Origin of the sequence: Aeromonas sp. R5-4 (genome assembly GCF_040908215.1) — a bacterium.
Taxonomy (GTDB): Bacteria; Pseudomonadota; Gammaproteobacteria; order Enterobacterales; family Aeromonadaceae; genus Aeromonas; species Aeromonas veronii.
In genome coordinates this window covers 227,912-250,791 of sequence record NZ_JBFODG010000026.1, presented here as the reverse complement: position 1 = coordinate 250,791, position 22,880 = coordinate 227,912, and the positions used below count along the sequence as shown (strand labels likewise).

At 59.2% G+C, this 22,880-nt stretch carries 30 protein-coding genes, 5 tRNA genes and 1 pseudogene; 14 read left to right on the top strand and 22 right to left on the bottom strand.

Annotated features, from left to right (window positions below; translation table 11 throughout):
• Positions 1–264: transposase (locus AB5Y83_RS13645; protein ID WP_368175335.1), on the bottom strand; the 264-nt coding region annotated here is incomplete at its 3' end.
• 83 nt (positions 265–347) lie between these two features.
• On the opposite strand from AB5Y83_RS13645, the gene AB5Y83_RS13640 reads away from it, so the two are divergent.
• From AB5Y83_RS13640 to AB5Y83_RS13605, 8 genes and pseudogenes are all read left to right on the top strand, one after another.
• Positions 348–632: a hypothetical protein gene (locus AB5Y83_RS13640; protein ID WP_236398335.1), complete on the top strand. Its 285-nt coding sequence runs from the start codon at positions 348–350 to the stop codon at positions 630–632.
• A 2-nt stretch (positions 633–634) separates the two neighbouring features.
• Positions 635–1,039 (top strand): hypothetical protein, encoded by a 405-nt coding sequence (locus tag AB5Y83_RS13635; protein ID WP_021229458.1) that lies wholly within the window; start codon positions 635–637, stop codon positions 1,037–1,039.
• 11 nt (positions 1,040–1,050) lie between these two features.
• Positions 1,051–2,115: a hypothetical protein gene (locus AB5Y83_RS13630; protein WP_368175334.1), complete on the top strand. Its 1,065-nt coding sequence runs from the start codon at positions 1,051–1,053 to the stop codon at positions 2,113–2,115.
• Positions 2,112–3,011 (top strand): hypothetical protein, encoded by a 900-nt coding sequence (locus AB5Y83_RS13625; protein ID WP_368175333.1) that lies wholly within the window; start codon positions 2,112–2,114, stop codon positions 3,009–3,011. Before AB5Y83_RS13630 ends, AB5Y83_RS13625 begins: the two co-directional genes overlap by 4 nt.
• Positions 3,008–3,232: a hypothetical protein gene (locus tag AB5Y83_RS13620; protein ID WP_021229456.1), complete on the top strand. Its 225-nt coding sequence runs from the start codon at positions 3,008–3,010 to the stop codon at positions 3,230–3,232. Before AB5Y83_RS13625 ends, AB5Y83_RS13620 begins: the two co-directional genes overlap by 4 nt.
• Positions 3,233–3,353: 121 nt before the next feature.
• A pseudogene (locus tag AB5Y83_RS13615) lies at positions 3,354–3,617 on the top strand (AEC family transporter); the annotation flags it as partial.
• 175 nt (positions 3,618–3,792) lie between these two features.
• Positions 3,793–4,257, top strand: a complete 465-nt coding sequence (locus tag AB5Y83_RS13610) for a hypothetical protein (RefSeq protein WP_021229454.1) — start codon at positions 3,793–3,795, stop codon at positions 4,255–4,257.
• Positions 4,258–4,540: 283 nt separating this feature from the next.
• Positions 4,541–6,376, top strand: a complete 1,836-nt coding sequence (locus tag AB5Y83_RS13605; protein ID WP_021229452.1) for a sigma 54-interacting transcriptional regulator — start codon at positions 4,541–4,543, stop codon at positions 6,374–6,376.
• Between the two features lie 166 nt (positions 6,377–6,542).
• Here AB5Y83_RS13605 and AB5Y83_RS13600 read toward each other — a convergent pair.
• The 7 genes from AB5Y83_RS13600 to AB5Y83_RS13570 all read right to left on the bottom strand — a co-directional run bounded on the left by AB5Y83_RS13600 (position 6,543) and on the right by AB5Y83_RS13570 (position 8,894).
• Positions 6,543–6,619: transfer RNA gene (locus tag AB5Y83_RS13600), tRNA-Val, on the bottom strand.
• A gap of 38 nt (positions 6,620–6,657) precedes the next feature.
• A tRNA-Val gene (locus tag AB5Y83_RS13595) sits at positions 6,658–6,734 on the bottom strand.
• A gap of 25 nt (positions 6,735–6,759) precedes the next feature.
• A tRNA-Val gene (locus tag AB5Y83_RS13590) sits at positions 6,760–6,836 on the bottom strand.
• An 18-nt stretch (positions 6,837–6,854) separates the two neighbouring features.
• Positions 6,855–6,931, bottom strand: a tRNA-Val gene (locus tag AB5Y83_RS13585).
• Between the two features lie 12 nt (positions 6,932–6,943).
• Positions 6,944–7,020: transfer RNA gene (locus AB5Y83_RS13580), tRNA-Val, on the bottom strand.
• 138 nt (positions 7,021–7,158) lie between these two features.
• Positions 7,159–8,538 (bottom strand): MATE family efflux transporter, encoded by a 1,380-nt coding sequence (locus AB5Y83_RS13575; RefSeq protein ID WP_021229988.1) that lies wholly within the window; start codon positions 8,536–8,538, stop codon positions 7,159–7,161.
• Between the two features lie 149 nt (positions 8,539–8,687).
• Positions 8,688–8,894, bottom strand: a complete 207-nt coding sequence (locus AB5Y83_RS13570) for a YaeP family protein (RefSeq protein WP_005352334.1) — start codon at positions 8,892–8,894, stop codon at positions 8,688–8,690.
• A 131-nt stretch (positions 8,895–9,025) separates the two neighbouring features.
• Here AB5Y83_RS13570 and AB5Y83_RS13565 point away from each other — a divergent pair, with 131 nt between their 5' ends.
• Together AB5Y83_RS13565 and AB5Y83_RS13560 are read left to right on the top strand one after the other, a co-directional pair.
• Positions 9,026–9,928, top strand: coding sequence for a DMT family transporter (locus AB5Y83_RS13565; RefSeq protein WP_157160711.1), 903 nt, complete (start codon positions 9,026–9,028; stop codon positions 9,926–9,928).
• A 103-nt stretch (positions 9,929–10,031) separates the two neighbouring features.
• Positions 10,032–10,649, top strand: coding sequence for a riboflavin synthase subunit alpha (locus tag AB5Y83_RS13560; RefSeq protein WP_157162334.1), 618 nt, complete (start codon positions 10,032–10,034; stop codon positions 10,647–10,649).
• Between the two features lie 174 nt (positions 10,650–10,823).
• Here AB5Y83_RS13560 and AB5Y83_RS13555 read toward each other — a convergent pair whose 3' ends face one another.
• From AB5Y83_RS13555 to AB5Y83_RS13540, 4 genes are all read right to left on the bottom strand, one after another.
• A complete protein-coding gene (locus tag AB5Y83_RS13555) occupies positions 10,824–11,027 on the bottom strand; it encodes a CPXCG motif-containing cysteine-rich protein (protein ID WP_005336871.1) in 204 nt (67 codons plus the stop codon).
• Between the two features lie 271 nt (positions 11,028–11,298).
• The gene (gene hxpB, locus AB5Y83_RS13550) at positions 11,299–11,958 is read right to left on the bottom strand and encodes a hexitol phosphatase HxpB (protein WP_368175332.1); all 660 of its coding nucleotides are present in this window, start codon (positions 11,956–11,958) and stop codon (positions 11,299–11,301) included.
• 126 nt (positions 11,959–12,084) lie between these two features.
• The gene (gene purT, locus AB5Y83_RS13545) at positions 12,085–13,263 is read right to left on the bottom strand and encodes a formate-dependent phosphoribosylglycinamide formyltransferase (protein ID WP_368175331.1); all 1,179 of its coding nucleotides are present in this window, start codon (positions 13,261–13,263) and stop codon (positions 12,085–12,087) included.
• A gap of 85 nt (positions 13,264–13,348) precedes the next feature.
• Positions 13,349–14,191 (bottom strand): DMT family transporter, encoded by an 843-nt coding sequence (locus AB5Y83_RS13540; RefSeq protein ID WP_368175337.1) that lies wholly within the window; start codon positions 14,189–14,191, stop codon positions 13,349–13,351.
• 274 nt (positions 14,192–14,465) lie between these two features.
• On the opposite strand from AB5Y83_RS13540, the gene AB5Y83_RS13535 reads away from it, so the two are divergent.
• Positions 14,466–15,053: an FMN-dependent NADH-azoreductase gene (locus AB5Y83_RS13535; RefSeq protein WP_279487588.1), complete on the top strand. Its 588-nt coding sequence runs from the start codon at positions 14,466–14,468 to the stop codon at positions 15,051–15,053.
• Positions 15,054–15,237: 184 nt separating this feature from the next.
• Here AB5Y83_RS13535 and AB5Y83_RS13530 read toward each other — a convergent pair whose 3' ends face one another.
• The 4 genes from AB5Y83_RS13530 to AB5Y83_RS13515 form a co-directional block, all read right to left on the bottom strand.
• The gene (locus tag AB5Y83_RS13530; RefSeq protein WP_236316973.1) at positions 15,238–15,417 is read right to left on the bottom strand and encodes a hypothetical protein; all 180 of its coding nucleotides are present in this window, start codon (positions 15,415–15,417) and stop codon (positions 15,238–15,240) included.
• A 163-nt stretch (positions 15,418–15,580) separates the two neighbouring features.
• Positions 15,581–15,769 (bottom strand): DUF4250 domain-containing protein, encoded by a 189-nt coding sequence (locus AB5Y83_RS13525; RefSeq protein ID WP_019445848.1) that lies wholly within the window; start codon positions 15,767–15,769, stop codon positions 15,581–15,583.
• Positions 15,770–15,771: 2 nt separating this feature from the next.
• Positions 15,772–16,236, bottom strand: a complete 465-nt coding sequence (locus tag AB5Y83_RS13520) for a MarR family winged helix-turn-helix transcriptional regulator (protein ID WP_005336856.1) — start codon at positions 16,234–16,236, stop codon at positions 15,772–15,774.
• A gap of 170 nt (positions 16,237–16,406) precedes the next feature.
• Positions 16,407–17,621, bottom strand: a complete 1,215-nt coding sequence (locus tag AB5Y83_RS13515) for a UPF0149 family protein (RefSeq protein WP_167556510.1) — start codon at positions 17,619–17,621, stop codon at positions 16,407–16,409.
• Between the two features lie 231 nt (positions 17,622–17,852).
• Between AB5Y83_RS13515 and AB5Y83_RS13510 the strand changes: the two genes are divergently transcribed.
• Both AB5Y83_RS13510 and AB5Y83_RS13505 read left to right on the top strand, forming a co-directional pair.
• Complete coding sequence (locus tag AB5Y83_RS13510) at positions 17,853–18,713, top strand: S1 RNA-binding domain-containing protein (RefSeq protein ID WP_368175330.1); 861 nt, start codon at positions 17,853–17,855, stop codon at positions 18,711–18,713.
• A gap of 1 nt (position 18,714) precedes the next feature.
• Positions 18,715–19,026, top strand: a complete 312-nt coding sequence (locus AB5Y83_RS13505) for a DUF1289 domain-containing protein (RefSeq protein ID WP_368175329.1) — start codon at positions 18,715–18,717, stop codon at positions 19,024–19,026.
• Between the two features lie 55 nt (positions 19,027–19,081).
• On the opposite strand, the gene AB5Y83_RS13500 is transcribed toward AB5Y83_RS13505, so the two are convergent.
• Positions 19,082–19,405, bottom strand: a complete 324-nt coding sequence (locus tag AB5Y83_RS13500; RefSeq protein WP_167556508.1) for an HI1450 family dsDNA-mimic protein — start codon at positions 19,403–19,405, stop codon at positions 19,082–19,084.
• Between the two features lie 147 nt (positions 19,406–19,552).
• On the opposite strand from AB5Y83_RS13500, the gene AB5Y83_RS13495 reads away from it, so the two are divergent.
• Entirely contained in the window at positions 19,553–19,681 is a 129-nt protein-coding gene (locus AB5Y83_RS13495; RefSeq protein ID WP_019445852.1) for a hypothetical protein, read from the top strand.
• Positions 19,682–19,684: 3 nt separating this feature from the next.
• Here the strand turns inward: AB5Y83_RS13495 and mtgA are convergent, their stop codons facing one another.
• The 5 genes from mtgA to minC all read right to left on the bottom strand — a co-directional run bounded on the left by mtgA (position 19,685) and on the right by minC (position 22,803).
• Positions 19,685–20,476 carry a monofunctional biosynthetic peptidoglycan transglycosylase gene (mtgA, locus tag AB5Y83_RS13490; protein WP_162632605.1) on the bottom strand — a complete coding sequence of 264 codons (792 nt, stop codon included), beginning with the start codon at positions 20,474–20,476 and terminating at the stop codon, positions 19,685–19,687.
• Positions 20,461–20,787 (bottom strand): HI1450 family dsDNA-mimic protein, encoded by a 327-nt coding sequence (locus AB5Y83_RS13485; protein WP_005352317.1) that lies wholly within the window; start codon positions 20,785–20,787, stop codon positions 20,461–20,463. Before AB5Y83_RS13485 ends, mtgA begins: the two co-directional genes overlap by 16 nt.
• A gap of 196 nt (positions 20,788–20,983) precedes the next feature.
• Positions 20,984–21,250 (bottom strand): cell division topological specificity factor MinE, encoded by a 267-nt coding sequence (minE, locus tag AB5Y83_RS13480; RefSeq protein ID WP_005336848.1) that lies wholly within the window; start codon positions 21,248–21,250, stop codon positions 20,984–20,986.
• Between the two features lie 2 nt (positions 21,251–21,252).
• The gene (gene minD / locus AB5Y83_RS13475; protein ID WP_005336847.1) at positions 21,253–22,065 is read right to left on the bottom strand and encodes a septum site-determining protein MinD; all 813 of its coding nucleotides are present in this window, start codon (positions 22,063–22,065) and stop codon (positions 21,253–21,255) included.
• Between the two features lie 18 nt (positions 22,066–22,083).
• Entirely contained in the window at positions 22,084–22,803 is a 720-nt protein-coding gene (minC, locus tag AB5Y83_RS13470; protein WP_013723728.1) for a septum site-determining protein MinC, read from the bottom strand.
• Positions 22,804–22,880 lie beyond the last annotated feature (77 nt).

Below are 22,880 nucleotides of genomic sequence, written 5' to 3'. Positions count from 1 at the left end.
CTTTTTTAGAATGTCCTTCTCACGTTCGAGCCGGTTGATGCGGGCTTCCAGCTCCTGAATTTTTTGCTGCTCCGGAGTCAGTGCTTTTCCGATGGGGGTTGTACCACAGCGTTCGGATTGCAGTTGCTGAACCCAGCGGCGAAGTACGGTTTCACCGACATCCAGTGAACGGCTGGCTTCAGGGACAGAATATCCCTGGTCGAGCACCAGGGATGCGGCTTCGAGTTTGAATTCGGCAGTAAATGAGCGACGTAATCTTGTCATTGAACACCTCAGGTCATGGTGGCGACTGTACCACCTAAAATGGTGCCCGAGATGATTAGACCACTACACTACACCAGCAGCCAATGCCAGCCGCAAGATGTGGCCTGGCGCGGCACCGGGTACTTTGCTTCACCCAAGATGGCGAATTGGTTGGCGAGACCTACAGCCGCGCATCGGATGGGGTCTATCGGTTCGATCTGCTGTGGCTGAATCGCCGTTATATGGTGGTCGCCCAGGATGACCCGGCATATGGCCCCGCCGACTACAACGCGGTGGCTGCCGACTATCAGGCGCCAAAACCCTATCCGCCTGGTGGTGGGGTGGCACCTGCATCATTCCCCCAGCTTGCCCCGATCAAGAGGAAATAACCATGATCTCCTATGCCGAAGGGCTGCGCACCAGTCGCGCCCAGCTATTGGCCACGGCCATTGATGCAGGCAGCGGGGCGAGTGCCAAGCTGACCATCTACACCGGCACCAAACCGCCTCCGGGGGCGGCCACGACTGACCAGCTTGCTCTGGTGGTGCTGACGTTTAGCCACCCTTGCGCCAAGACGATCGCTGGTGGGGTGCTGACCCTGAAACCCCTTGCCGAACAGATGTCCACTGGCAGCGGCGCCCCCACCTGGGGACGTATTGTTGACCGGGATGGAGCCTTTGTGGCGGATCTCGATGTCGGGGTGCCGGGCAGTGGCGCCGATCTGGAGCTGCCCGCAGCGGAGTTTTTTGCCGGTGCGCTGATCCGCATTAATACCGCCACCATCACTGAACCGTAACCGGGGGCCATATGGCCAGAAAGGATGCCAGCCTAGCGCTGCGTAAGGCTCGCAGCATCAATGGCCAGCTGGAGCTGAACCAGTCCGACGTGGTGCGCCTGGTCGGCATCCTGAATAGTACCAACTTGCCGCCACGCCTGAGTGCGTCACCGGGTCTGGTGCTGTCATCGGTATTGGATGGCGCCCCGCATCGCTCCAGCGCGATGCTGGACGGCTCTGTGGTACTTGATGCGGTGCTTGCCAGCCAAACCCATGGCCGGGGGGAGTTGGTCGGCGCGTTCGTCATTGAATGCACCATGGCGAGCACATCCCGCGCCCCGCAGCCTGTGCTCGCCGGGCAGTATGACCAGAACGTATTCCGGGGCCCTGCCAGTGCAATGGGGGATGAGTGGGAGCGGGCAGATAGCCATTCCCAGCACCTCAGTAGCGAATGGCAGAAGGCAGGTACCGAACGGGCAACCAGCCGCTCCCTGTGGCAGCAGGCCGCCGCGCATCAGCAGCAGGTGGTTGAGTTGGGCGAGCAGATGCCCCAGACGTTTATGGCCAATCAACAGCGCTGTGCCGAGGGGCTGCCAGTCAGCCAGCAGAACCGCCAGGACTATGACAGCCTGGCCGCTGGCCATGTGGCGAATCAGTCCCTGTGGGTTGAGGCGGCGCCCGTCAGCGGCTGGCGCCTAGTTGGGTTCACCAACCCGCCGCGCTTTGACAAGGCTTGGCAGGCTGACCAGTGGCAAGAGGGCATCCCCATCGGTAAAGGGGTGGCCGCCCAAGTCTGGCACCACGGCAAGCCGCTGATAGAGGGCTGGCGTGATGGTTGGGATGAGGCCATGTGGCCATCCAGGGGCAAGACGCCGCCGCCAGAACCACCCAAACCACCGATCCGCCCCGATAAGCGGGTGCTGCGGCTGGCGTTCGGTCGCAAGCGCGACACGGCAGAGCTGGAGTTCGTCTGGCAGGGCAGTGATGCGGCAATCGTCATTCCAACCCGGAGGGTTTATCTGGTGAGCAATACAGCAAAGATCGTGCGGGTACGCGATGGGCTCGATATCCCGGCCACTGCGCGGCCACTGCGGTGAGTATCGAGCTTGATACCGACTCCTGGGCATGGCAGTTCAGTGCTCAAATCCCCCGTATCGCGGCGGCTGCGTTGACCGATGAGGAAGAGGTCAGCATTCATATCAACGGTCAGCAATGGGACTGCGTGTGCGATGGTTGGCAATCGAGCCAGAGCTTTGGCCGCGAGTCGGCAACGCTGACCGGCCGCTCGCGTACCGCTTATCTCTCACCGACCCATGTATTGGCGCAGGCGGTGAGTGAGCCTGCTGCTGCGACCATGGCCCAGCTGGCTGCGGCCGTATTGCCGGTGGGTTGGACGCTGGATTGGCAAGCGGCTGACTGGTTGGTACCTGCCGGGTTCTTTAGCCTGGATAACCAGACCCCGATCGAGGTGGTCAGGTACCTTGCTGATGCGGCTGGTGGTTTTGTGCTGCCACACCATCGCAACCGCCATCTGGTCATCAAACCACGTTATCCCACCGTGCCGTGGCAGCTCGATACAGCAGAGGCCGATGTGGCGATCCCCCGAGCCATCATTACCACCCTGGGCAGTGACTTCCAGCTGGGTCATGCCGCCGACGGGATCTGGGTCAGCGGTGGCCACCAGGGCATCAGTGCGCGGGTTGTGCGCCAGGGAACGGCTGGCGAGCAACAAGCGCCGACCATCACCCACCCGTTGGTGTGTGATGTGACGGCCGCCCGTGCACAAGGTGTGGTAGGGCTGGCCAAGACCATGCCCAAGCGTACCCAGACCATCGAGCTGCCGTTGTCTGCTGATACCGGCTTGATCCTGCCGGGCGCATTGCTCGCCGTGGACGGTTGGAAGGGCTACAACCGTGGCGTCAGGGTCTCTGCTGCGCTGCAGAACAGGGCCATGACGGTGCGCCAGCAACTGAGTGTGGAGCGATTTGTATGAACCTGTTTAAGCGATTCCTGGAGCTGGTGCCCGGCGCTGATCCCTTGCTGGTTGGTACAGTGACCGCAGTAGGTACCACGACCACGACTCTCAGCGCGTTAGCGGGTGGGACAGTCACAGTGCGGGGCACTGGGGTAGCCATTGGCAAGAAGGCGTTTTACAGGGGAGGGGAGCTTGCAGGAGAGGCGCCGGATTTACCGACCTATGAGATAGAGGTTTAATGCCGGTTTAACGGGGTTATCAAACTCAGTGATTCCGGTGTCACCAAGTTTGATAAACTACTGGGCCGATAGCTTTTCATTTTCCCCGCAAGTCTTTTTCATTTTCGGCGGTGGGCTACACCTCGCGCTCAAGTGCAACCTGCTCTATCTGCTGGCGGGGGGATTGTCGCTGCTGCTGGCGATCTGGCTGTTGCCCCTTAAGACGGAGTGGATCCCGCTGTTGATGTTGTCGGTTTCCTTGCCCCCTGCGGTGTTGAATTACATGCTCTGCGAGCAGTATCACTGCCAGCCTGACAAGGTGGCCAGTATCGTGCTCGGCGGCAATGCCCTCTCCGTGTTGGTGAGCCCGCTGGCGGTCTGGCTGGCACTTCATCTGCCTGGCTAAGTCAGATTGCATCGCTGCGGCTCTTCTCGTGGAAACGGTTCGTACCAAATCATTGCCTCCGTGATACATCTGTCGTCCCCGTATCCGGCCCTGAGCCCCAGGGCTAACGGCGACAGCTATAGTATGAAAAAGAGCTGACTGACACTGTTTAACCAATGCCAGTGAGGGAAACCGGATGGGCACAAGTGAGCAATCTGATCCTGTGGGGCAGGCAAAATCGCGCTATGACCCGGCATTGCCTACCGGTTATGACTGGCGCAGACACCGCCGTTTTATCCTCAGTGGCGGTGGTTACAAGGCAGAATGCAGCCGTCGCAACTGGTTTTTGGAGTTGCTCAACCCGGTGCCCTATGTGGTAGTGCGCGACATAGCCATCGGCGGCATCGGTATTCTGGGGGCCATACGGTTGAAAGAGGGGGATGAGCTGGTGATTGCCATTCCCTCTGGCGAGAAACTGCGCGGTCTGGTCGTGAGATCCCAGCCAGACCCACTCTTTCCCAAACTCTATCGCACCGGTATTCGTCTGCATCGTTATCCAACGGCCGAGCTGTTTGCCCGCTGGCAAAGTTACATTCAGCCGCAAGATAAAGCGGATTTCGACCATGAGTGCCAAGTCTTGAAACAGGTACGCGGCGCGTGAGCCAGATGCCATTTCAGTGGCTGTTTTCCCCACCTTCAGCATGATTTGTCGATGGATTCCGCAGATCAGCAGGCTTGGCTGTCCCGAGTGGTTTATCTTGCTGCATGTGTTTTCATCTTCATGTTTTTATTGAATTTTATCTGTGCCTCTGAAGTCACGGAAGATACGGATCATTTTCCCTTTTCGTGATCCCCCCCGAAGTAGTTCCCCCTGATATCCCTTAGTATCTGGCCAGCATGACTCCCTTTCGGGGGAGGATAACAAGAACAAAAAGGAATGATGGATGAGATCCGTGAGCAACCAGCGTCTGTTGATGCAGATCCAGCCGACCATCTTGCGCTTTGCCAAGATGCTGGCGAGTGTGCTGCAGCTTGAGGTCGAAATTGTGGATGCCGATATGGTTCGGGTGGCTGGCACCGGGCCCTATGGCAAGTTCTTCGGACGTCAGCTGGAGGGCGACTCCCGCCTGCTGCGCTATGTGATTGATAACCAGCGGGAGAAGATCGTTACCCACACCAGTGATGATCCCGTGTGTGACGGTTGTACCTGCAAGGAGAGCTGCCGTGAGCGCGCGTTCCTCGGGGTGCCCATCATGGTGGACGAGCGCTGCATCGGGGTGATCAGTTTGGTGGCTTTCAGCGACGAGCAGCAGGCGCGCCTCAACAACAATCTGCAGGATGTGTGCGACTATGTGCGCCACATCTCCACCATCTTTGTGGCCAAGTTGCTCGATTCGCGCGGGCTGTCGGACGGGGTCAACAAGGTGTTCCTCAATCTGATGACCAACATGGATCAGGGCTGCCTGCTGCTCGATGACAAGAGTCAACTGCTCTACGCCAACGAGGCGGCGCTCCATCATCTGGGTTGCCAGCAGGAACAGCTGCAGGGGCGCGAAGTGGGGATCCGCCCGCTCACCTTCTCCCAGCAGGGGCTGAGTGGTCATCTTCAGCACATCATCACCTTTGAAGGTCGTCAGGAGCTGATCATCGGCCAGCTACATCATGTGCAGGGCCAGCAGCTCTTTCTGATGGCGTTTCACCAGTCCCACTCCGGTCAGGTTCAGGAGCCGGATCCGGATGTGCGGATCGATCAGCTGATCGGCGAGAGCAAGCCGATGCGCACCCTCAAGCGACTGCTGCACCGCATCGCCCAGAGCCCCTCCAGCGTGCTGATTTGTGGCGAGAGCGGCACCGGTAAAGAGGTGGTGGCCCGCGCTGTCCATCGCCTGAGTCCCCGTCAGGACAAGCCTTTTATTGCCATCAACTGTGCCGCCATTCCCGAACAACTGCTGGAGAGCGAGCTGTTTGGCTATGTGAAGGGCTCCTTTACCGGCGCTTCCAGCGGTGGCAAGCAGGGCCTGATTCAGGCAGCCCATCAGGGCACCCTGTTCCTTGACGAGATTGGCGACATGCCGCTCACCATGCAGGCCAAGCTGCTGCGGGTGCTGGAGCTGCGGGAGGTGACCCCCATCGGGGCCAGCCGACCGGTGCCGGTGGATATTCGCATCATCGCCGCCACTCACCAGCATCTCGATCAATACATCGCCGAAGGGAAGTTTCGCGAGGATCTCTACTACCGCATCAACGTCATCCCCCTCAACCTGCCGCCACTGCGGGAGCGGGAAGGGGACGTGGAGCTGCTGACCCACTACTTCCTCAACCTCCACACCAGCCGTATCGGTATCGTCTATCCCGGTCTGGCGCCCGAGGTGATGGCGCTGCTCAAGGGGTATCGCTGGCCGGGCAACGTGCGCGAGCTAAGCAACCTCATCGAATATCTGGTCAACGTCAGCCAGGCGGGCGAGGTGATTGACGCCAGCCTGCTGCCCCCCAACATCATCCGCAATCAGGAGCCCCATCGCGTGGCGGCCCAGTCGATCCCGGTGACCAATCTGGATGCGTCGTTCAATGTGCCTGCCACAGCTCCGCTCGCCGCCACGCCGGAGAAGCTGCCAGAATCCGTCCCGGGTGAGAGCGGCCTTGAGAGCATGGAAAAACAGATGATAGAAGAGACCCTGCTGCGGCTCGGCAACAAGAAACTGGCCGCACAGGCGCTGGGGATTGGGATTGCTACCCTCTATCGCAAGATAAAGAAGTACGAGATTGCCGTGCAGAGCTGAGGCGCTGGCGGCATCTATCCGGCCCGTGTCGTTCATCGGATGGCACGGGTTTTTTATGGGAACAAGGTTCTGCGCCATTGCCCGGTCGGTGATGAACAGATTGGCGGGGAAGGGGGGGGGCGGACAGAATGCAAAAAGCCCGCTCGATGAGCGGGCTTTTTTAATCTGGTGCGTCCTAGTGGATTCGAACCACCGACCCCCACCATGTCAAGGTGATGCTCTAACCAGCTGAGCTAAGGACGCAGGGTGCGCAATGCGACTTTTATTTCTTTATGCAGAAGTGGTGGGTTTAATTGGATTCGAACCAACGACCCCTACCATGTCAAGGTAGTGCTCTAACCAACTGAGCTATAAACCCACATCTGCATTTCTTTCAAACTGAATGGTGCGTCCTAGTGGATTCGAACCACCGACCCCCACCATGTCAAGGTGATGCTCTAACCAGCTGAGCTAAGGACGCATAATCAGTGTTCTGTAATGGTGCGTCCTAGTGGATTCGAACCACCGACCCCCACCATGTCAAGGTGGTGCTCTAACCAGCTGAGCTAAGGACGCATCACAGAAAAGTGGTGGGTTTAATTGGATTCGAACCAACGACCCCTACCATGTCAAGGTAGTGCTCTAACCAACTGAGCTATAAACCCACTTCGCTACGCCAGCATTGCTGGCGTGGTCGGCATACTACCCATGCCCCCCAAGGCTGTCAACAGGCCATACGCACAAAGGAGACTGTTTGCCCAGTTCTTGCGCAGCCTGTTGATTTTGCAGGCGAGTTGCCGCTTTTACTGGGCCCGCGACAGGGTGGTACACGCCTCCGGCGTCGCGAAGCGGCCATAGATATGGCGCAGGCGAGCCCCCAGCATCAGCGCGGCACTGGTGAGGCCGACGATAAAGCCAATCCAGAAGCCCTGCGGCCCCATCCGCGGTACCACCCAGTCGGTGAGACCCAGGATCATGCCGGTCGGCAGCCCCAGTCCCCAGTAGGCGACGATGGTGACGTAGAAGATCGCCTGGGTATCCTTGTAACCGCGCAGCGCGGCGGCCGCGACCACCTGCACCGAGTCGGAGATCTGGTAGACAGCGGCAAAGAAGAGCAGCAGGGCGGCCAGCGCAATCACCTGCTGATCATCGGTATAGATGGAGGCAATCTGCTCGCGCAGCAGCACCGTCAGCGCTGCAGTGAGGGCAGCAATGCCCATCCCCAGCAGCAGGCCGGTGCGAGCCGCTACCCGGGCATGATGGGGCTGCCCTTCACCGATACTGTGGCCGACCCGGATGGTGACACCCACCCCGATGGAGAGGGGCAGCATAAAGACCAGGCTGGAGAAGTTGAGGGCAATCTGGTGGCTCGCCACCGTCTCGGCACCGAAGGGGGCCAGCATCAGGGCCACCACGGTAAACAGGGTCACCTCGCAGAAGATCGCCATGGCGATGGGGAAGCCCAAGCGGAACAAGCGCCAGATCCGGCTACCGTTGGGGCGAGCCAGCTGGGAGAAGAGCCGGATCTCGGTGAAGTGACGGGAGAGCTTCACATAGAGGATCATCGCCAGCAGCATGGCCCACAGCACGATGGCCGTGGCCACGCCACAACCCACCCCGCCCAGTTTCGGCATGCCGAAGTGGCCGTGAATGAAGATGTAGTTGGCGGGAATATTGACCGCCAGCCCGACAAAGCCGATCACCATGGTGGGCATGGTGTGGGAGAGCCCCTCACTGAAGTTGCGCAGCACCTGGAACAGCACGAAGGCGGGCAGGCCCCACAGGATGGCGTGCAGATAACCAGTGGTCTTGGCGGCCATCACCGGCTCCACATCCATGAACTGCAACGCCAGCGGGCTGTAATAGAGGGCGATCATCGCCAGTGGGGTGACGATCAGTGCCAACCAGAAGCCCTGATGAACGGCCGGACGAATTGCCTCCCGTTTACGGGCGCCATTGAGCTGGGAGACGATGGGGGTGAGCGCCATGATGATCCCCTGCACCAGCAGGATCACCGGTAGCCAGAAGCTGGACGCCACCGACACGGCAGCCAGATCGACCGCACTCACCTGACCCGCCATCACGGTATCGACGAAGTTCATGGCGACCTGGGCCACCTGGGCGACCAGAATGGGGCTGGCTAGACGGACGAGCTGCTTCGCCTCGGACCAATAACGTTGCACTGACACCTCCGAGTGGATCAGATAAGAGTAAAAAAGAGCGGAAATCGGGAAGAGCCTTTGCACTTTCGGACGAAAGTGCAAAGGGTGGGGGAGGCATTCTAGCCTGAAATTCAACCAGGACGAAATAGTTGCCACCCCAAGGGGCAGGATCAGGCGTCTTCGTGATCGCTGATCAGCAGGTTGGCAGCGGCATAGGCAGCCTGTTCGCGCAGTTCGGCGGGTACCCGCTCATCGGCGGCGACCGCGTTGAGGGCGCGGATGGTGGCGGCGATGGCCTTCGGCACATAGCCCTGCTCGCCGGAGCCAATCTGGTTATAGGCGATACGGATCGCTTCACAGCACTCATAAACCATCATGATTTGCTTCCTTGAAAGTAAAAAGGCGAGCAAATATAGCGGTTTTGCTCCCATTTTGTCAGTCTCGCGGTTGTAATTTGCGGCAAGCCCGTTAGTTTGGTTACCCCCTTTTTCCTGTTTCGGCCTCTTTGATGCTGTTCTCTTCGCGCAACTCACTGGCGATCTTTCTGACGCTGTTTGCACTTCTCGCCCTGACGCTTAAGGATGGCGCAGACAAATATCTGGTACTCCATGGCTACTCCGTGATGGAGATGGTCTGGTTTCGCTTCTTTGTTCCTTTCCTCGGTCTGCTGCTGTTGTTGCCAAGGCGCACCATGTCGGCTCTGCTGGCGGTGGATCGCTGGCTATTGTTGCGCTCGCTGCTGTTTCTGGTCTGTGCGCTGGTCTCGGTGATTGCGCTGGCCCATGTACCGCTCAACGTCTACACCATCATTTGCCAGCTTGGTTCGCTGGCTTTCGTGGTGGCGGGCGTGATCTTTTTCAGGGAGCGTCTGACCCGGGCCAAGGTGGCGGCCGTGCTGTTGGGGTTGTTTGGCGTGCTGGTGGTGACCCATCCTGACGGGGGCGACGCAAACCTCTACTATCTGCTGCCACTGGTCATTGTACTGGCCAACACCGGCTACAACCTCATCACCAAGCTGGTGGATCCACGTCTGACCACCCTCGATATCCTGATCGTCACCTGCTTCATGCTGGGGATGGTGGCAATGGTCGCACTCTGCTGGCAGCCTGCACTGTGGCGCAACCCTGGGCTTGCTGACTTGCCCTATCTGCTGGCGCTACCGGTGGTGACCCTGCTCTCCCAATATTGCCTTATCAAGGCGATGCAATATGCGCAGGCCTCTACTCTGGCGCCCTTCTTCTATTTCCAGATCTTTTTTTCTACCCTCTGCGGCTATCTGATGTTTGGTGAAATGCCGACCCTCAGTAGTATGGCGGGGTGTCTGCTCATCGTGCTGGCTGGCATAGTGGTCATCCATTCCCAGCGCCGGGCTCGTGTGCTGGCGCGGTCTGAGGCGGCGGAGCAGGTGTGACAGTTTGTACGAAACGAATTGTGTAAAAAACGGATTATGTAAAAGAAGCGGCCACAGGCCGCGATAAAAAACAGAGCGTGTTACCAGAAACAAAGAGGTGATGATGTTTACCGGAATTGTGCAAGGTGTGGCCGAACTGGTCGCCATCGAAGAGAGTGCTTCATTTCGTACCCACGTGATCCGCATGCCCAGCCGGGAGTGGGGGGAAGGGCTGGCCCTCGGCGCCTCGGTCGCTCACAACGGTTGCTGCCTGACCGTCACCCGGGTTGAGGGGGATCTGGTCAGCTTCGATCTGATGCAGGAGACTCTGCGTCTCACCAACCTCGGCCTGCTAAAGGTGGGGGACAAGGTCAATGTGGAGCGTGCTGCCCGCTTTGGCGACGAGATCGGCGGTCATGCCATGTCTGGCCATATCATCGGCATGGCAGAGGTTACCTCGGTGATCGACACCCCCAACAACCGTCAGGTGTGGTATCGCCTCGCTCCCGAGCTGATGAAATATGTGCTGACCAAGGGGTATATCGGCATCGATGGCATCAGCCTGACCATCGGTGAGGTGCGCGAGCGCGAGTTCTGCGTCCACCTGATCCCCGAGACCCTGGCCCGCACCAACCTGGGTTGGGTCAAGGCTGGCTGGCAGACCAATATCGAGATCGATCCCCAGACTCAGGCCATCGTCGATACGGTGGAGCGGGTACTGGCGGCGCGCGGGGGTCACTGAAAGGAAACGGCTCGGTGTCAATCGCCTCATAAGCAAGGGCTTGCAGTGTGCAGGCCCTTGTTATTTATATGGTGAAAATATCCACTCAACTTTTTATGACTCGCAGTCACAACATCTGCTCAGCTCTTTGCGACTTGCAGGCAAAACAGCTGCTCGGCCTTTTGTGACTCGCAATCAAAACAGTTGCTCGTCATCCGCATCCACAAACAACTGCAAGCAGTCGCGGGCTTCGTCGCGGTGGAGGCGCAGGTGGATCGGATTGCAACAGGCCATGCAATCTTCGTAAAACTCCTGATCACCCTGGCTGGCATCCAGCTCGACCCGGGTATGGTGACCGCAGTGGGGGCAGACGATGCGCTTGCTGGTGTACTCGATCATGATAACCTCCTCGGGCCCTGGGGCCGCCTATCTACCCTGATTCTAGTCGGGCTGCAGGGGGTTAACCGCGAGCAAACGCACGTTTATGACAGAGATCAAGGCTGAGGGATGGCAAGGTGAAACCGGCTGGACTGGTCGTGTGCGAGAAGCACAATCCGGTTGTGATTGACGGGTGAAAAGAGGGGAATTGCCAACGGTTGTTTGGCAATCACAGGGGGCTGGAGCCCCCTGCAGATATGAGAACGCGAGCGCAGCAAGGCGCCGATAGGCGCTACTTGACCCAGCTGGCCAACATGCCGGCATTCAGCTCGGCCAGCGAGCCGAGCTGGTAGTTGGCGATGGCCAAGCGTGGATCACCCACTAAAGCGGGATCCGGCACGATCAGCGCAGTCATGGAGGCCGCCTTGGCCGCCAGCAGGCCGGTAAAACTGTCTTCGATGGCCAGACAATGAACTGGCTCTACCCCCAGTTTCTCGGCGGCGTGGATATAGACATCCGGGTGCGGTTTGCCGAAACGCTCCACCTCAGCGGAGTGCACCGCCATAAAGCGATCGCGAATGCCGAGTTTGCCGAGCACCGCTTCTACCATCGCAAAGGGGGAAGAGGTGGCCAGACCCACTTTCAGGCCGCGGGCTTCGATAAGGTCGAGCGCCTCCAGCACACCGGCTTTGGCCTGACCTTCGGAGAGGATCAGGGCGTTGACCCGATCCAGAATGCGCTGTACCACCTCTTCCTGAGTTGGGCCGCTCCACGGGCGCAGGCGATACCAGTGGGCAACCAGCTGATCGATGCGCACGCCGATGGTCGACTCACAATCCTCGACGGTGTGGGGGTGACCCAGTTCGGAGAAAACGGCGATCTGGGCCCGTTGCCAAAAGGGTTCCGAGTCGATCAGAACACCATCCATATCGAAGATCACGGCAGCTAACATCTTGTACTCCTGACAAATTTGAAGAGGGGATTATAAGCCTGACGGGGAAATGCAAAAGGGGCATTGCCATGCCCCTTGCGCCCGATCACATCGGCAAACGTTTGTTTTGCTGTGGCAAAAAAGCCTTTAGAACAGTACTTCGACCTTGGCGGCCACGGCTTTAGCTTTTTCCACCGCATCCTGGCAATCCGCTGCGCGGGCCAGCGCCACGCCAAGACGGCGGCGACCGGCGATCTCCGGCTTGCCAAATAGCCGCAGCTGGGCGCCCGGCACCAGCGCCAATGCCTCACCAATCCCCTGATAGCGGATATTCTGGCTGTGCCCTTCGCGCAGTACCACGGCGGAGGCGCTCGGCCCGTACTGGGTGATGGTGCCGACCGGCAGCCCCAGAATGGCGCGCACATGCAGGGCGAACTCGGAGAGATCCTGCGAGATCAGGGTCACCATGCCGGTATCGTGGGGACGGGGGGAGACTTCGCTGAACCACACCTCGTCACCCTTGATGAAGAGTTCGACCCCGAACAGGCCGTAACCGCCGAGGGCCTCGACCACCTTGGCCGCTACCTCTTTGGATCGGGCCAGCGCCAGCTCGCTCATCACCTGCGGCTGCCAGGATTCGCGGTAGTCGCCATCTTCCTGCCGGTGGCCGATCGGCTCGCAGAAGTGAATGCCATCGACGGCGCGTACTGTGAGCAGGGTGATCTCGTACTCGAAGGGAACGAAGCCCTCGACGATCACCTTGCCACGACCGGCGCGGCCGCCTTCCTGGGCGTAGGTCCAGCTCTCATCGAGCTTGGCGAGATCGCGCAGTACGCTCTGCCCCTTGCCGGACGAGCTCATTACAGGTTTTACCACGCAGGGCAGGCCGATGGCCTCGACGGCGGCGACAAACTCCTCCTTGCTCTGGGCAAAGCGGTAGGGGGAGGTGGGCAGACCCAGGGTCTCGGCGGCGAGGCGACGGATCCCTTCCCGGTTCATGGTGAGCTGGGTAGCGCGGGCGTTGGGCACTACCTTGACCCCCACTTGCTCAAGGGCAGCCAGGGTATCGGTGGCAATCGCTTCAATCTCGGGGATGATGAGGTCGGGTTTAACCTCGGCAACCAGGGCACGCAGGGCGTTGCCATCGAGCATGTCCAGCACGTGGGCTGCGTGGGCCACCTGCATGGCGGGGGCGTTGGCATAGCGGTCGGCGGCGATCACTTCGATCCCGAACCGTTGCAACTCGATGGCGACCTCCTTGCCAAGTTCGCCGGAGCCCAGCAGCAGGGCACGGGTGGCGCCGGGGCGGGTTGCGGTTCCAAACATACGATCTCTCCTGATGTCGATGGTCATTGTTGATGATCGCTATCGCATGAATAGCGGACAAAAAAAGAGGCACGCATGGCGTACCTCAGGAAACGGGTTTGTGAGCGCGCTGCTCCAGATGGGTCAGCAAGGTAATGGCGCCAATGATGATGGCGGCGCCAAGCCACAGACGGCCGGGGGGCGCCCAGCCAAATACCAGCCAGCCTGCCAGCACGTTCATCGGCAGCTTGGCAAAATCGAAAGGCTGCACGAAGGAGGCCTCCGCCACGCTGTAGGCGCGAGCGATGGACATGTGCGCGAGTGCCGACAGAATGCCCGCTGCCGCCAGCAGCAGCGATTGTGGCTCGGTGGGCCACTGCCACTCCGGCAGTGCCAGCATGACGTTGAACGGGGTACTGAAGATAAGCAGATACACCACTATGGTGTGGGATGATTCGTTGGCTGCCTGATAGCGCACCATCAGGGAGTAGCCGGCCCAGAACAGCGCCGCCGCCACCGGCAGTAGGGAGGCCCAGTTGAATTCGTCAGTCCAGGGGGCGAGGATCAGCATGGCGCCGGCAAAGCCCGCCAGGGTGGCCAGAATGCGGGTGCGGCTCACCTGCTCCTTGAGCAGCAGCGCGGAGCCCAGGGTGGCAAACAGCGGCGAGGTCATCAGCAGGGCGATCCCCTGCCAGATAGGGACGGGGTACGCCAGTGCCCAGAGCCAGAGCTGGATGCCGATCACCGCCAACAATACCCGCAACAGGTGCAACCGGAACTGATTGGTCATCAGGGATTGGCGCAGGCCATGGCGAACCAGCCAGGGCAGCAGGCAGATCAGGGCGATCAGGTATTGATGAAAAGCGACTTGGGTCGAGGGGAGGCCAAGCTTGAAGCTGACATACTGGCTCAGGCTGTTGACGGCGGCGAAGCAGAGTCCTGCCACCATCATCCAGACTGCACCGGCCAAAGGAGAGTGCCTGCGCGAGGGTATCATGGGATCCGGGTCGCTGGAAAAAAGTGCGGCGGATCATAACGGCAATCGTTTGTTCTGCCAAGGGTTGAAGCGCGGCCGCAGGGCTGGCTGGCGAGGAAGTGGCCTTGCATCAAAAATTTTGAACAAGTTGAGCATCTATTTTCGCTATCAGCAAATAAGCACAATGTTTAGAGTGACCTCCATCGATAGCAACGCTGTTCAACCGACAACCAAATGGAGTTTCACCATGGCCAATATCCTCGTACTCAAATCCAGCATCCTGGGTCAATATTCCCAATCCAACGCCCTGATCGACGGCTTCCTGGCTGGTCATCAGGATGATGTTGTCACCGTGCGTGATTTGGCTGCCCTCAACCTGCCGGTGCTGGATGGCGAGCTGGCCTCCGGCCTGCGCGGTGGTGATAACCTCAATGAGCGTCAACTGGCGGTGATCGCCCAGTCTGACGAGCTGATCGCCGAACTCAAAGCGAGCGATCTGGTGGTGATTGCGGCCCCCATGTACAACTTCAACATCCCGACCCAGCTGAAAAACTGGATCGATCTGGTAGCTCGTGCTGGCGTCACCTTCCGCTACACCGAGACCGGTCCGGTGGGGATGGTTGAAAATACCCGTGCGTTGGTGATCAGCCCCCGCGGCGGCATGCACGTCGGCAGCGCCACCGATCTGGTCACTCCCTACATGCGTACCGTGCTCGGTTTCATCGGTATCAAAGAGGTGGATTTCATCTACGCCGAAGGGATGGGGATGGGTCCGGATGCCCAGAGCAAGGGGATGGAAGCGGCCAAAGCGCAGCTTGAGGCTCTGGCTATCTAAGGGCTCTCTTCTATAAGGGCTCTCTATCCCGTCAGGGGTTATCTCTTCAAGGAGTTGCCCAGCCAGAAACAATAACGCAGCCATCAGGCTGCGTTTGTTTTTTGGCTGGATGTGATTGCGACAGATGTTGCTGCTACCGAGAGTATCGCGGCAATCTGTCGGTATAGACGTTCCGGCGGAGTCACTACTCCATCATAAAGCGGCGACAACCACGCACCAGCAGCAATGCCACCGCGACCAGCAGGCCAAGCAAGAGGGTAGTCAGCCACTGTTCGGTACTTTGCGGTAAGTGGGGCGTGAAGAGACTGATCATCAACAGGGTACAGAGCGTGATCAACAGGCTCTGTCGGGTCATCAATAGCATGGGGTCATCCTTGGTTTGCTCACCTGAAACGATTTTAATGCCCTCTTGTGACAGGGTGATGTATCCGTGCATCACCCTGTTGGGGCTCTTCAGACCATATCAGGTTTTTACCGCAGAGCCAGCGCCATCACTGGCGCTGTGATCCCGATCCCGCTAGCTCTCTTTATCTGAACTGTTTCTGCGCTGGCTGGTAGTGAAAATCGCCGCTGGCGAGGCGAGCTTCCAGTGCTGCCTGATCGATCTCCTGCGCCTTGCAGAGATCATCCAGATCGTCATAGCGATCACGCAGTTGCATATTGACGACGCTCAGCAGCATGTTGATGTCCATGGTGGCGAACTTCTTCAAGTCCATGATTACTTCTCCCGATCCAGTGATTGCAGCTGCTCAATGGCGGCGCTGACGCTGTGCAGATGCTGGCGGATCGCCTCGCGGGATTCGCTAGGCAGATAGTCGGTCAGGGTGTGTTGCCAGCTGCCCGCTTCACTCTTGAGCTGCAGGAAGAGGGCGAGCCCGGCATTGGTGAGGGAGACCAGGCTGATGCGTTTATCCTGCTCGCTGCTCTCGGTAAAGATGATCCCTTTTTCGACCAGACGGCGGATCTCGCGGGAGATGCGCACCTTGTCCATGCCGCTCGCCTCGACCAGCTCTTTCTGGCTGATGGGGTAGTTGGGGCCGAGCACCATCATCAGGCGCCATTGCGGCACGGTCAGCTGGTAACGCTGTTCATAAAACTGTTCGAAGGTATCCCGTAGCATCTCGGCGGCATGTACCAACTGATAGGGCGGGTAGTGAGCGAGTAACGCTATGATTTTTGACATATTACACCCTGCTGTGACGGCTGCATCAGATGCAGTTTCTTTTGATACTTTGACATTGATGATACGAAACTCAAGCTGATTTGTCTGACCCGGTTGCGATGAAATGTGCGGTGGCGCACGCCCTCAAGGAAAAACCGGGTCTGACCGACTGGATTTTAAGCCAACGCTGTTCAGCCTTTACGCAACCAGATGAGGGCGTTCTGCTTGAGCCAGGCTTCGCGAGTGTGGATGGCGTAGAGCGCGGCCTCGTCGCGGCTGCCCGCTTGCCAGCTTTGTGGCTCCTGTTTGGGCAGCTTGCGCTGACCCAGCAGGCAGGCCGGAATGTGCGGGTTGGCCTCGATGGCGACCAGCAGATGGGGCTTGGCTGCCTCGGCACCCTCGGTAGCAAAGACCATCAGCGCCTTGTTATAGAGCAACCAGCTGGAGGCTTCATCGAAGCGCACCAGCAGGGCGGCCAACGCCTGCCAATCCCCTTGCAGTGCATAGAGGGTGGAGAGGTTGTAGCGGCAACCCAGCTCATCGGCCATGCAGATTGTCAGCAGCGCCAGATACTCCGCTTTGGCCTCGCCCAGCTTGCCAAGGCGCAACAGGCAGTCGGCGCGGCCGGCTCTGGCGGCCAGCAGAGGACGCAGCTCGGGGGCACTCCAGCCGTGGCCGGCGATTTGCTGCCAGAAGGCTTCATCAAACAGCGGAGTGGCATCGGCGATGATCTTCTCGAACCAGCCGAGGCGGGCCTGATGATCGCGGCAGCTGTCGGCCAGCTCGAACCAGGTCTGCCACTGTTGGGCCTGCTCGCCATTGAGGGCCACATCAGCGCTGGGGGCGGCCTGATACTGGTCGAGGTTGAGCAACTGGTTGAGGGCGGTTTTCATATTCTGGCGCTGGCGTTTGCAGAACTCGACAAAGGGGAGTTCGCTGGCGGCTGCGCTATAGAGCATCTGGGCCATCTGCTTGTCGCGAAACAGGCTCAGCTCTGCGGCCAGACTGAAGCGGTACTGGGTGGTCGGGTCGTTCAAATCCTTCGGCTTGGGCCAGGTGGCAAAACCCATGCTGAAGCCATAACACCATTGACCGAGGGGGTGGCTCTGTTCGAACACCTGCTCGGGGTTATCGCTGGGCAGGCGGCATTGGCTCGGCAGGGCCAGCTGGGCGTCGTCGGCTTGGGATTCCAGCTCGGCGATCAGGTGGTTGAGGGCTTCTGCGCTTTTTTCATCCAACTCGGCATCCTGTTCCAGCAGACCAGCCAGCGGGCGTTGCCAGTCAGGGCTTTCCGGCCCCACCAGACGAGCACAGAGAAAACCGTGCAGGGCCGGGTAGGTCATGTCCTGATCGCTGTGGCTCTGGATCCATTGATTAAGATGGCGGGTACGAGTGGATGGGTTCATCGACAGTTCCTCTGGATTTGAACAGCCGCGAAGTCTACCTAAAAGTGGGGTTATTTGCAGCAAATGGCCGCCTGTTTGGCGATTTAATCACCATTGGCGGATAAGATAAGGGCGAAAGGGCGGCCAGTGGTGGCTTGGGGACTAGGCCGGATCACCGCTCTTGAGGTAACATGCGCGCCCATAGGGGCCATGATCAATTGGCCCATCCGGGTAATGAGAAAAGAGAGCACCATGATACAGATTGGCAAGATGAACACCCTCACCATTGTTGAACTCGAAGACCGTGGCGCCTGGCTTGCGGCCGATGAGTACGGTGAACTGCTGCTGCCCAAGCGTCAACTGCCGGAAGGGGTGAAAGAGGGGGATAGCGTGCAGGTCTTCCTCTATCTGGATGCCGATTGCGAACCGGTGATCACCACTGACAAGCCATTTGCCATGGTGGACGAATTTGCCGGTCTGAAAGTAGTCAATGCCAACAAGATTGGTGCTTTCCTCGACTGGGGCATGAAAAAGGATCTGTTTGTGCCCAGCCGCGAGCAGAACAAGCCGATGCAGGTGGGCCACGTTTATCTGGTGCGTCTGCAACTGGATAACGAAGGGCGCATGGTCGGCACCAGCCGCATCGAGCGTTTCCTGACCCCGGCCGGCAGCAACTTCAAGGTCGGTGACGAAGTGACCGCGCTGCCGGGGGAGCACTCGCCCCTTGGCATCAAGGTGATCGTCAACGGTCAGTATCCCGGCATGCTGTTCAAGAACGAAGTGTTTGGCCGGGTGATGACCGGTCGGCCGCAAACCGCCTGGGTCAAGCAGGTGCGCGAAGATGGCAAGCTCGATCTGACCCTGCAAAAGCCGGGTCTGGCGCGGGTTGATGACGCCGGTGAACGCATTCTGAGCCGGATGAAAAAGCAGGGCGGCAGTCTGGCGGTGGGTGACAAGAGCGAACCCGAGCTCATCTACAAGCTGTTCAGCATGAGTAAGGGCACCTTCAAGAAGGCGATCGGCGGTCTCTACAAGCAGGGCAAGATCGTCATCGAAGATAACGCCATCACTCTGGTGGTCACAGAGACTGACTCGGCAGTGGATAGCGAATAAGATGCCGAGCCCCTGTGTTGGCCTCTGCAAGGCGAAAGATGGGCTTTGCCTTGGTTGTGGCCGCACCCTGACCGAGATCGGCCACTGGTCGGCGATGGAGAGCAAGGCCCAACTGGCGGTGATGGCCGAGCTGAATGGCTCGAAAAGCACCCACTTCTGTCCGGGTTGTGGTGAACCGGCCTATTGCGCCGTCTCTGCCGGTCAGACCATCGCCCAGTGCTGGTGCAGCCAGTTGCCGGCAATGCCGATGCAGGAGGCCAGCGCTTGCTGGTGCCGCCGCTGTCTGGCCAAGGCCATCGCGGCTCAGGATTAGCAGAAAACTGAATTAAGTGAAAATAGAAACAAGAAAGGCGCCGATGGCGCCTTTTTTATGCCTGCTGCTGGCGATGCCAGCGCACATGCACTTGATTTTCGGTCAGCAGACGGGGCAGCAGGAAGGTGGCGAAGATCACCTCAAACTCATCCTGATGATCCAGCAAACCGACCCACACTTCGACCCAGCGCTCCATATCTACCGGCTCACCCAGCTCGGTCGACCAGTCGGCATTGGGCAGAGTCGCCTCCACGGCGCCACGCTGCTCAAACTCCAGGGTGATGTCGACTATTTGTTCGGGGGCCAGCATATCGGCGGCCTGCTCAAGAAACTGATCATAGGCCCATTCGACCAGCTGATCCGGGGTACGCTGTTCCATGAAATCACTCCAGATACATCGAGGTTCGCTACTGTAACAATTATTGGCTGTGGCGGCCAGACCAGTGCGCCGGGCGTGGTTGACCTGTCCAAGTTGCTGTTGGGGGAGTATGGTTAAGGCGCGGATCAGCTGGCAGGGAGTAAGGGGATGAAGCAGCGGGGACGGCGGCAACAGATCAAGCGACGGCGCGAGGCCTGGTGGTGGCACTATCTGCCACTCCACCGCGAGACGGTGGGCGGCCATCTGGGCCCACCGGAGAAACCCGATGAGCCCTGAGGATCAGTCTGCCTGATGCACCCGATTGAGGGTGATCTGGCCCAGTTGACCCATTTGGCGGCGGATCCAGACCGAGCGCTTCTGCACATAGGGTGAAGGGGGCTTGACCCGATAACGCCACGGATTGGGCAGGGCGGCGGCCAGCAGGGATGACTCGTAGCGGGTCAAGCGGCTGGCCGGTTTGCCGAAGTAGGTACGGGCCGCGGCTTCGGCGCCATAGATGCCGGGGCCGAACTCCACGATATTGAGATAGACCTCGAGAATGCGGGCCTTGTCCCAACCCAGCTCCATCAGCAGGGTAAACCAGGCCTCCAGCCCCTTGCGCAGGAAGCTGCGATCACTCCACATAAAGAGGTTCTTGGCGGTCTGCTGGCTGAGGGTGCTGGCACCGCGCACCCGTTCGCTGTGCTGGTTGTGCTTGAGTGCGGCGTTGATGGCATCCATGTCAAAGCCGTTGTGATCGGCAAAGCGCTGATCCTCGGCGGCGATCACCGCCAGTTGCAGCTCCTTGGAGATGGACTCCAGATCTACCCATTGATGGCGTACCTGGGTGATCTTGGCGGGCGGAAAGAGGGCCCGCTCGATACGCCAGCTCCACATCGGCGGATCGATAAAACGCAGCAAGGCGACCGAGCCGACCGAGCAGAGCAGCCCGGCCAGCGCGATCTTGCCTGCCCACCTCAACACCCGGCGCCCAAGCGATGCAGATGGACGCTCAGGGGCCACAGAGTCAGGGTCAGACTCCCACTGATAGTGGCTCGGATCATCGGGATCCGGAATTATTGGGGCAGCCATTCGATGTGGCAGAACTTCTCGTCAACACGGCGGGAGAGCAGCATGCGGGCAAACAAGTGCTCATACTCTTGTTCTTCATTGCCAAGGCCTACCCAGATCTCGGCATAGTCGGTGTCGCTCACCGCAAATCCCACGTCCGCTTCCCAGTCATCGGCCGGGTCGGTTTCGGCCAGCAGGCCGCGGTCGTTGAACTCCTGATTGAAGCGGGCGATCTCCTGCTCCGGCAGGTTGTCAGAGGCCAGCTCCATAAAGAGTTCGAGGGCGGTATCGAGCAGTTCCTCGACGCTGTGCATTTCGTCATTCATAGACATAAGCGGTCTGTTCCAGAAAAGAGAAAAAGGTGCCGCGCAGATCACTGCCTGCGGGGCGGCGCTATTCTAGCGGTCGGCAGACCCCTTGGCGAGATGAGGCGAGCCGCTGTGACCTGTTTTTGTGCCAATAAAAAACCGGATCCAGTGACAGGATCCGGTCTTCATTGGGGGAAGGGGTCACGCATAGGGCGTCAGCTCATCCCTTCTTGTCATCGGCGAAGGTGATGTTGAGCTCCAGTACCGACAGCTCATCACTCTTCTGATCCAGTTGGACGGTTATCTTCTCCGGATCAATGTTGACGTATTTGCGGATCACATCGAGGATGTCCTGCTTGAGCTGGGGCAGGTAATCCGGCCCCCCTCTGGATGAACGCTCGTGAGCAACAATGATCTGCAACCGCTCTTTGGCCAGTTGTGCGGTGTTCTGTTTCTTGTTGGAACGAAAATAATCCAATAATGACATGTTTAACTCCCGAACAGTCGGCTAAAGAAGCCCTTCTTCTCTTCTTCCAGAAAACGAAATTCCTTGGCATCGCCCAGCAGGCGGGACACCGCATCTTCGTAGGCCTGACCGGCATCGGACTCCTTGTCCAGAATAACCGGTTCGCCGGAGTTGGAGGCGCGCAGCACCGCCTGGGACTCCGGGATCACCCCGAGCAGCGGGATGGCCAGGATCTCCTGCACATCCTGCACGCTCAGCATGTCGCCGCGGTTGACGCGGGTCGGGCAGTAGCGGGTCAGCAGCAGGTGCTCCTTGATGGGGTCTTCGCCACGCTCGGCGCGACGGGACTTGGAGGCCAGGATGCCAAGGATGCGGTCGGAGTCACGCACAGAAGAGACTTCCGGGTTGGTGGTGACGATCGCTTCATCGGCAAAATAGAGTGCCATCAGTGCGCCCGCCTCGATCCCCGCCGGGGAGTCGCAGACGATGTAATCGAACTTCATCTCCGCCAGCTGATCCAGGATCTTCTCGACCCCCTCACGGGTGAGGGCATCTTTGTCCCGGGTCTGGGAGGCGGGCAGGATAAACAGATTTTCCGAGCGTTTGTCCTTGATCAGCGCCTGATTGAGGTTTGCTTCCCCATTGATGACGTTGACGAAGTCATACACCACGCGCCGCTCGCAGCCCATGATGAGATCCAGGTTTCTCAGACCGATGTCAAAGTCAATGACCACTGTCTTGTGACCACGCTGGGCTAAGCCGGTGCTCAGGGCCGCACTGGTTGTGGTCTTGCCAACGCCACCTTTACCCGATGTAACGACTATGATTCGCGCCATTCTCGCTTCCTTGTAACTCTATTTGATACGGTCTATTCGGAGTTGTTCGTTGTCCAGCCGGACGTGTACCGGTTGCTGGATCAGGCCTGCCGGCAATGCATCGCTCAGCTGGAATGTGCCCGCGATGGAGAGCAGCTCGGCCTGTAATTGCTGGCAATAGATCCGGGCCTGGGTGTTTCCCCGGGCACCGGCAATGGCTCTGCCACGCAGGGTGCCATAAATATGAATGCTGTCGTCGGCGAGCACTTCAGCTCCCGGACTGACGGACCCCAGCACCACCAGCGAGGTGCCGGCGGCGTAAATCTGCTGGCCGGAACGAACCGGTCCCACATGTACCTTGCTCGGGATCAAGGGGGCGGGTTCGGGCTCGGGAACCACCTCAGGGGCGGCTGGCGCGGGGGCAGGCTCGGGTTCCGGTTCGCTCTTGCGACTCTTGCCCGAGGCCATCACGGCCAGTCCCACCGCCTTGGCGGCTGTCTTCATCTCTTCACTGCGCGCCCCCGTGATGCCGACCAGCACAAACTCTTCGGACTCCACCAGCTCCTTGAGCTGTTCGAAATCGGGAATATGTTCCAGTCGGGAAACATTGATCACCAGCGGCGCACAATTAAAAAAGTAGGGTGCCTGGGCCACTTTTTCGGCCAACAACTGACGTATCCGCTCAGGCTCGCCATCGCTGATATGCAACACAGAAATAGTGAAGGTGGTCCCTTTCAATTCGTTATCGCGCTCAACCATGAATCTTCCCCGAGGCAGAGATGCTAATCCGTTATTGTTATTCAATTCCTGATGTTATAGTTTGCCCCCATCAGAGG

Excerpts from the sequence above, each read along its gene's own strand:
- AB5Y83_RS13510 (WP_368175330.1), top strand. The coding sequence starts at position 17,853 with ATGATACAGATTGGCAAGATGAACACCCTCACCATTGTTGAACTCGAA.
- purT (WP_368175331.1), bottom strand. The coding sequence starts at position 13,263 with ATGTTTGGAACCGCAACCCGCCCCGGCGCCACCCGTGCCCTGCTGCTG.
- AB5Y83_RS13540 (WP_368175337.1), bottom strand. The coding sequence starts at position 14,191 with ATGGTGGCAGGACTCTGCTTCGCCGCCGTCAACAGCCTGAGCCAGTAT.
- AB5Y83_RS13610 (WP_021229454.1), top strand. The coding sequence starts at position 3,793 with ATGGGCACAAGTGAGCAATCTGATCCTGTGGGGCAGGCAAAATCGCGC.
- minE (WP_005336848.1), bottom strand. The coding sequence starts at position 21,250 with ATGTCATTATTGGATTATTTTCGTTCCAACAAGAAACAGAACACCGCA.
- AB5Y83_RS13565 (WP_157160711.1), top strand. The coding sequence starts at position 9,026 with ATGCTGTTCTCTTCGCGCAACTCACTGGCGATCTTTCTGACGCTGTTT.
- AB5Y83_RS13620 (WP_021229456.1), top strand. The coding sequence starts at position 3,008 with ATGAACCTGTTTAAGCGATTCCTGGAGCTGGTGCCCGGCGCTGATCCC.
- AB5Y83_RS13630 (WP_368175334.1), top strand. The coding sequence starts at position 1,051 with ATGGCCAGAAAGGATGCCAGCCTAGCGCTGCGTAAGGCTCGCAGCATC.
- AB5Y83_RS13560 (WP_157162334.1), top strand. The coding sequence starts at position 10,032 with ATGTTTACCGGAATTGTGCAAGGTGTGGCCGAACTGGTCGCCATCGAA.
- minD (WP_005336847.1), bottom strand. The coding sequence starts at position 22,065 with ATGGCGCGAATCATAGTCGTTACATCGGGTAAAGGTGGCGTTGGCAAG.
- AB5Y83_RS13505 (WP_368175329.1), top strand. The coding sequence starts at position 18,715 with ATGCCGAGCCCCTGTGTTGGCCTCTGCAAGGCGAAAGATGGGCTTTGC.
- AB5Y83_RS13635 (WP_021229458.1), top strand. The coding sequence starts at position 635 with ATGATCTCCTATGCCGAAGGGCTGCGCACCAGTCGCGCCCAGCTATTG.
- AB5Y83_RS13525 (WP_019445848.1), bottom strand. The coding sequence starts at position 15,769 with ATGGACTTGAAGAAGTTCGCCACCATGGACATCAACATGCTGCTGAGC.
- AB5Y83_RS13485 (WP_005352317.1), bottom strand. The coding sequence starts at position 20,787 with ATGTCTATGAATGACGAAATGCACAGCGTCGAGGAACTGCTCGATACC.
- mtgA (WP_162632605.1), bottom strand. The coding sequence starts at position 20,476 with ATGGCTGCCCCAATAATTCCGGATCCCGATGATCCGAGCCACTATCAG.
- AB5Y83_RS13535 (WP_279487588.1), top strand. The coding sequence starts at position 14,466 with ATGGCCAATATCCTCGTACTCAAATCCAGCATCCTGGGTCAATATTCC.
- AB5Y83_RS13500 (WP_167556508.1), bottom strand. The coding sequence starts at position 19,405 with ATGGAACAGCGTACCCCGGATCAGCTGGTCGAATGGGCCTATGATCAG.
- AB5Y83_RS13495 (WP_019445852.1), top strand. The coding sequence starts at position 19,553 with ATGAAGCAGCGGGGACGGCGGCAACAGATCAAGCGACGGCGCGAGGCC.
- AB5Y83_RS13605 (WP_021229452.1), top strand. The coding sequence starts at position 4,541 with ATGAGATCCGTGAGCAACCAGCGTCTGTTGATGCAGATCCAGCCGACC.
- AB5Y83_RS13555 (WP_005336871.1), bottom strand. The coding sequence starts at position 11,027 with ATGATCGAGTACACCAGCAAGCGCATCGTCTGCCCCCACTGCGGTCAC.
- AB5Y83_RS13520 (WP_005336856.1), bottom strand. The coding sequence starts at position 16,236 with ATGTCAAAAATCATAGCGTTACTCGCTCACTACCCGCCCTATCAGTTG.
- AB5Y83_RS13530 (WP_236316973.1), bottom strand. The coding sequence starts at position 15,417 with ATGCTATTGATGACCCGACAGAGCCTGTTGATCACGCTCTGTACCCTG.
- AB5Y83_RS13570 (WP_005352334.1), bottom strand. The coding sequence starts at position 8,894 with ATGATGGTTTATGAGTGCTGTGAAGCGATCCGTATCGCCTATAACCAG.
- minC (WP_013723728.1), bottom strand. The coding sequence starts at position 22,803 with ATGGTTGAGCGCGATAACGAATTGAAAGGGACCACCTTCACTATTTCT.
- AB5Y83_RS13640 (WP_236398335.1), top strand. The coding sequence starts at position 348 with ATGCCAGCCGCAAGATGTGGCCTGGCGCGGCACCGGGTACTTTGCTTC.
- AB5Y83_RS13515 (WP_167556510.1), bottom strand. The coding sequence starts at position 17,621 with ATGAACCCATCCACTCGTACCCGCCATCTTAATCAATGGATCCAGAGC.
- hxpB (WP_368175332.1), bottom strand. The coding sequence starts at position 11,958 with ATGTTAGCTGCCGTGATCTTCGATATGGATGGTGTTCTGATCGACTCG.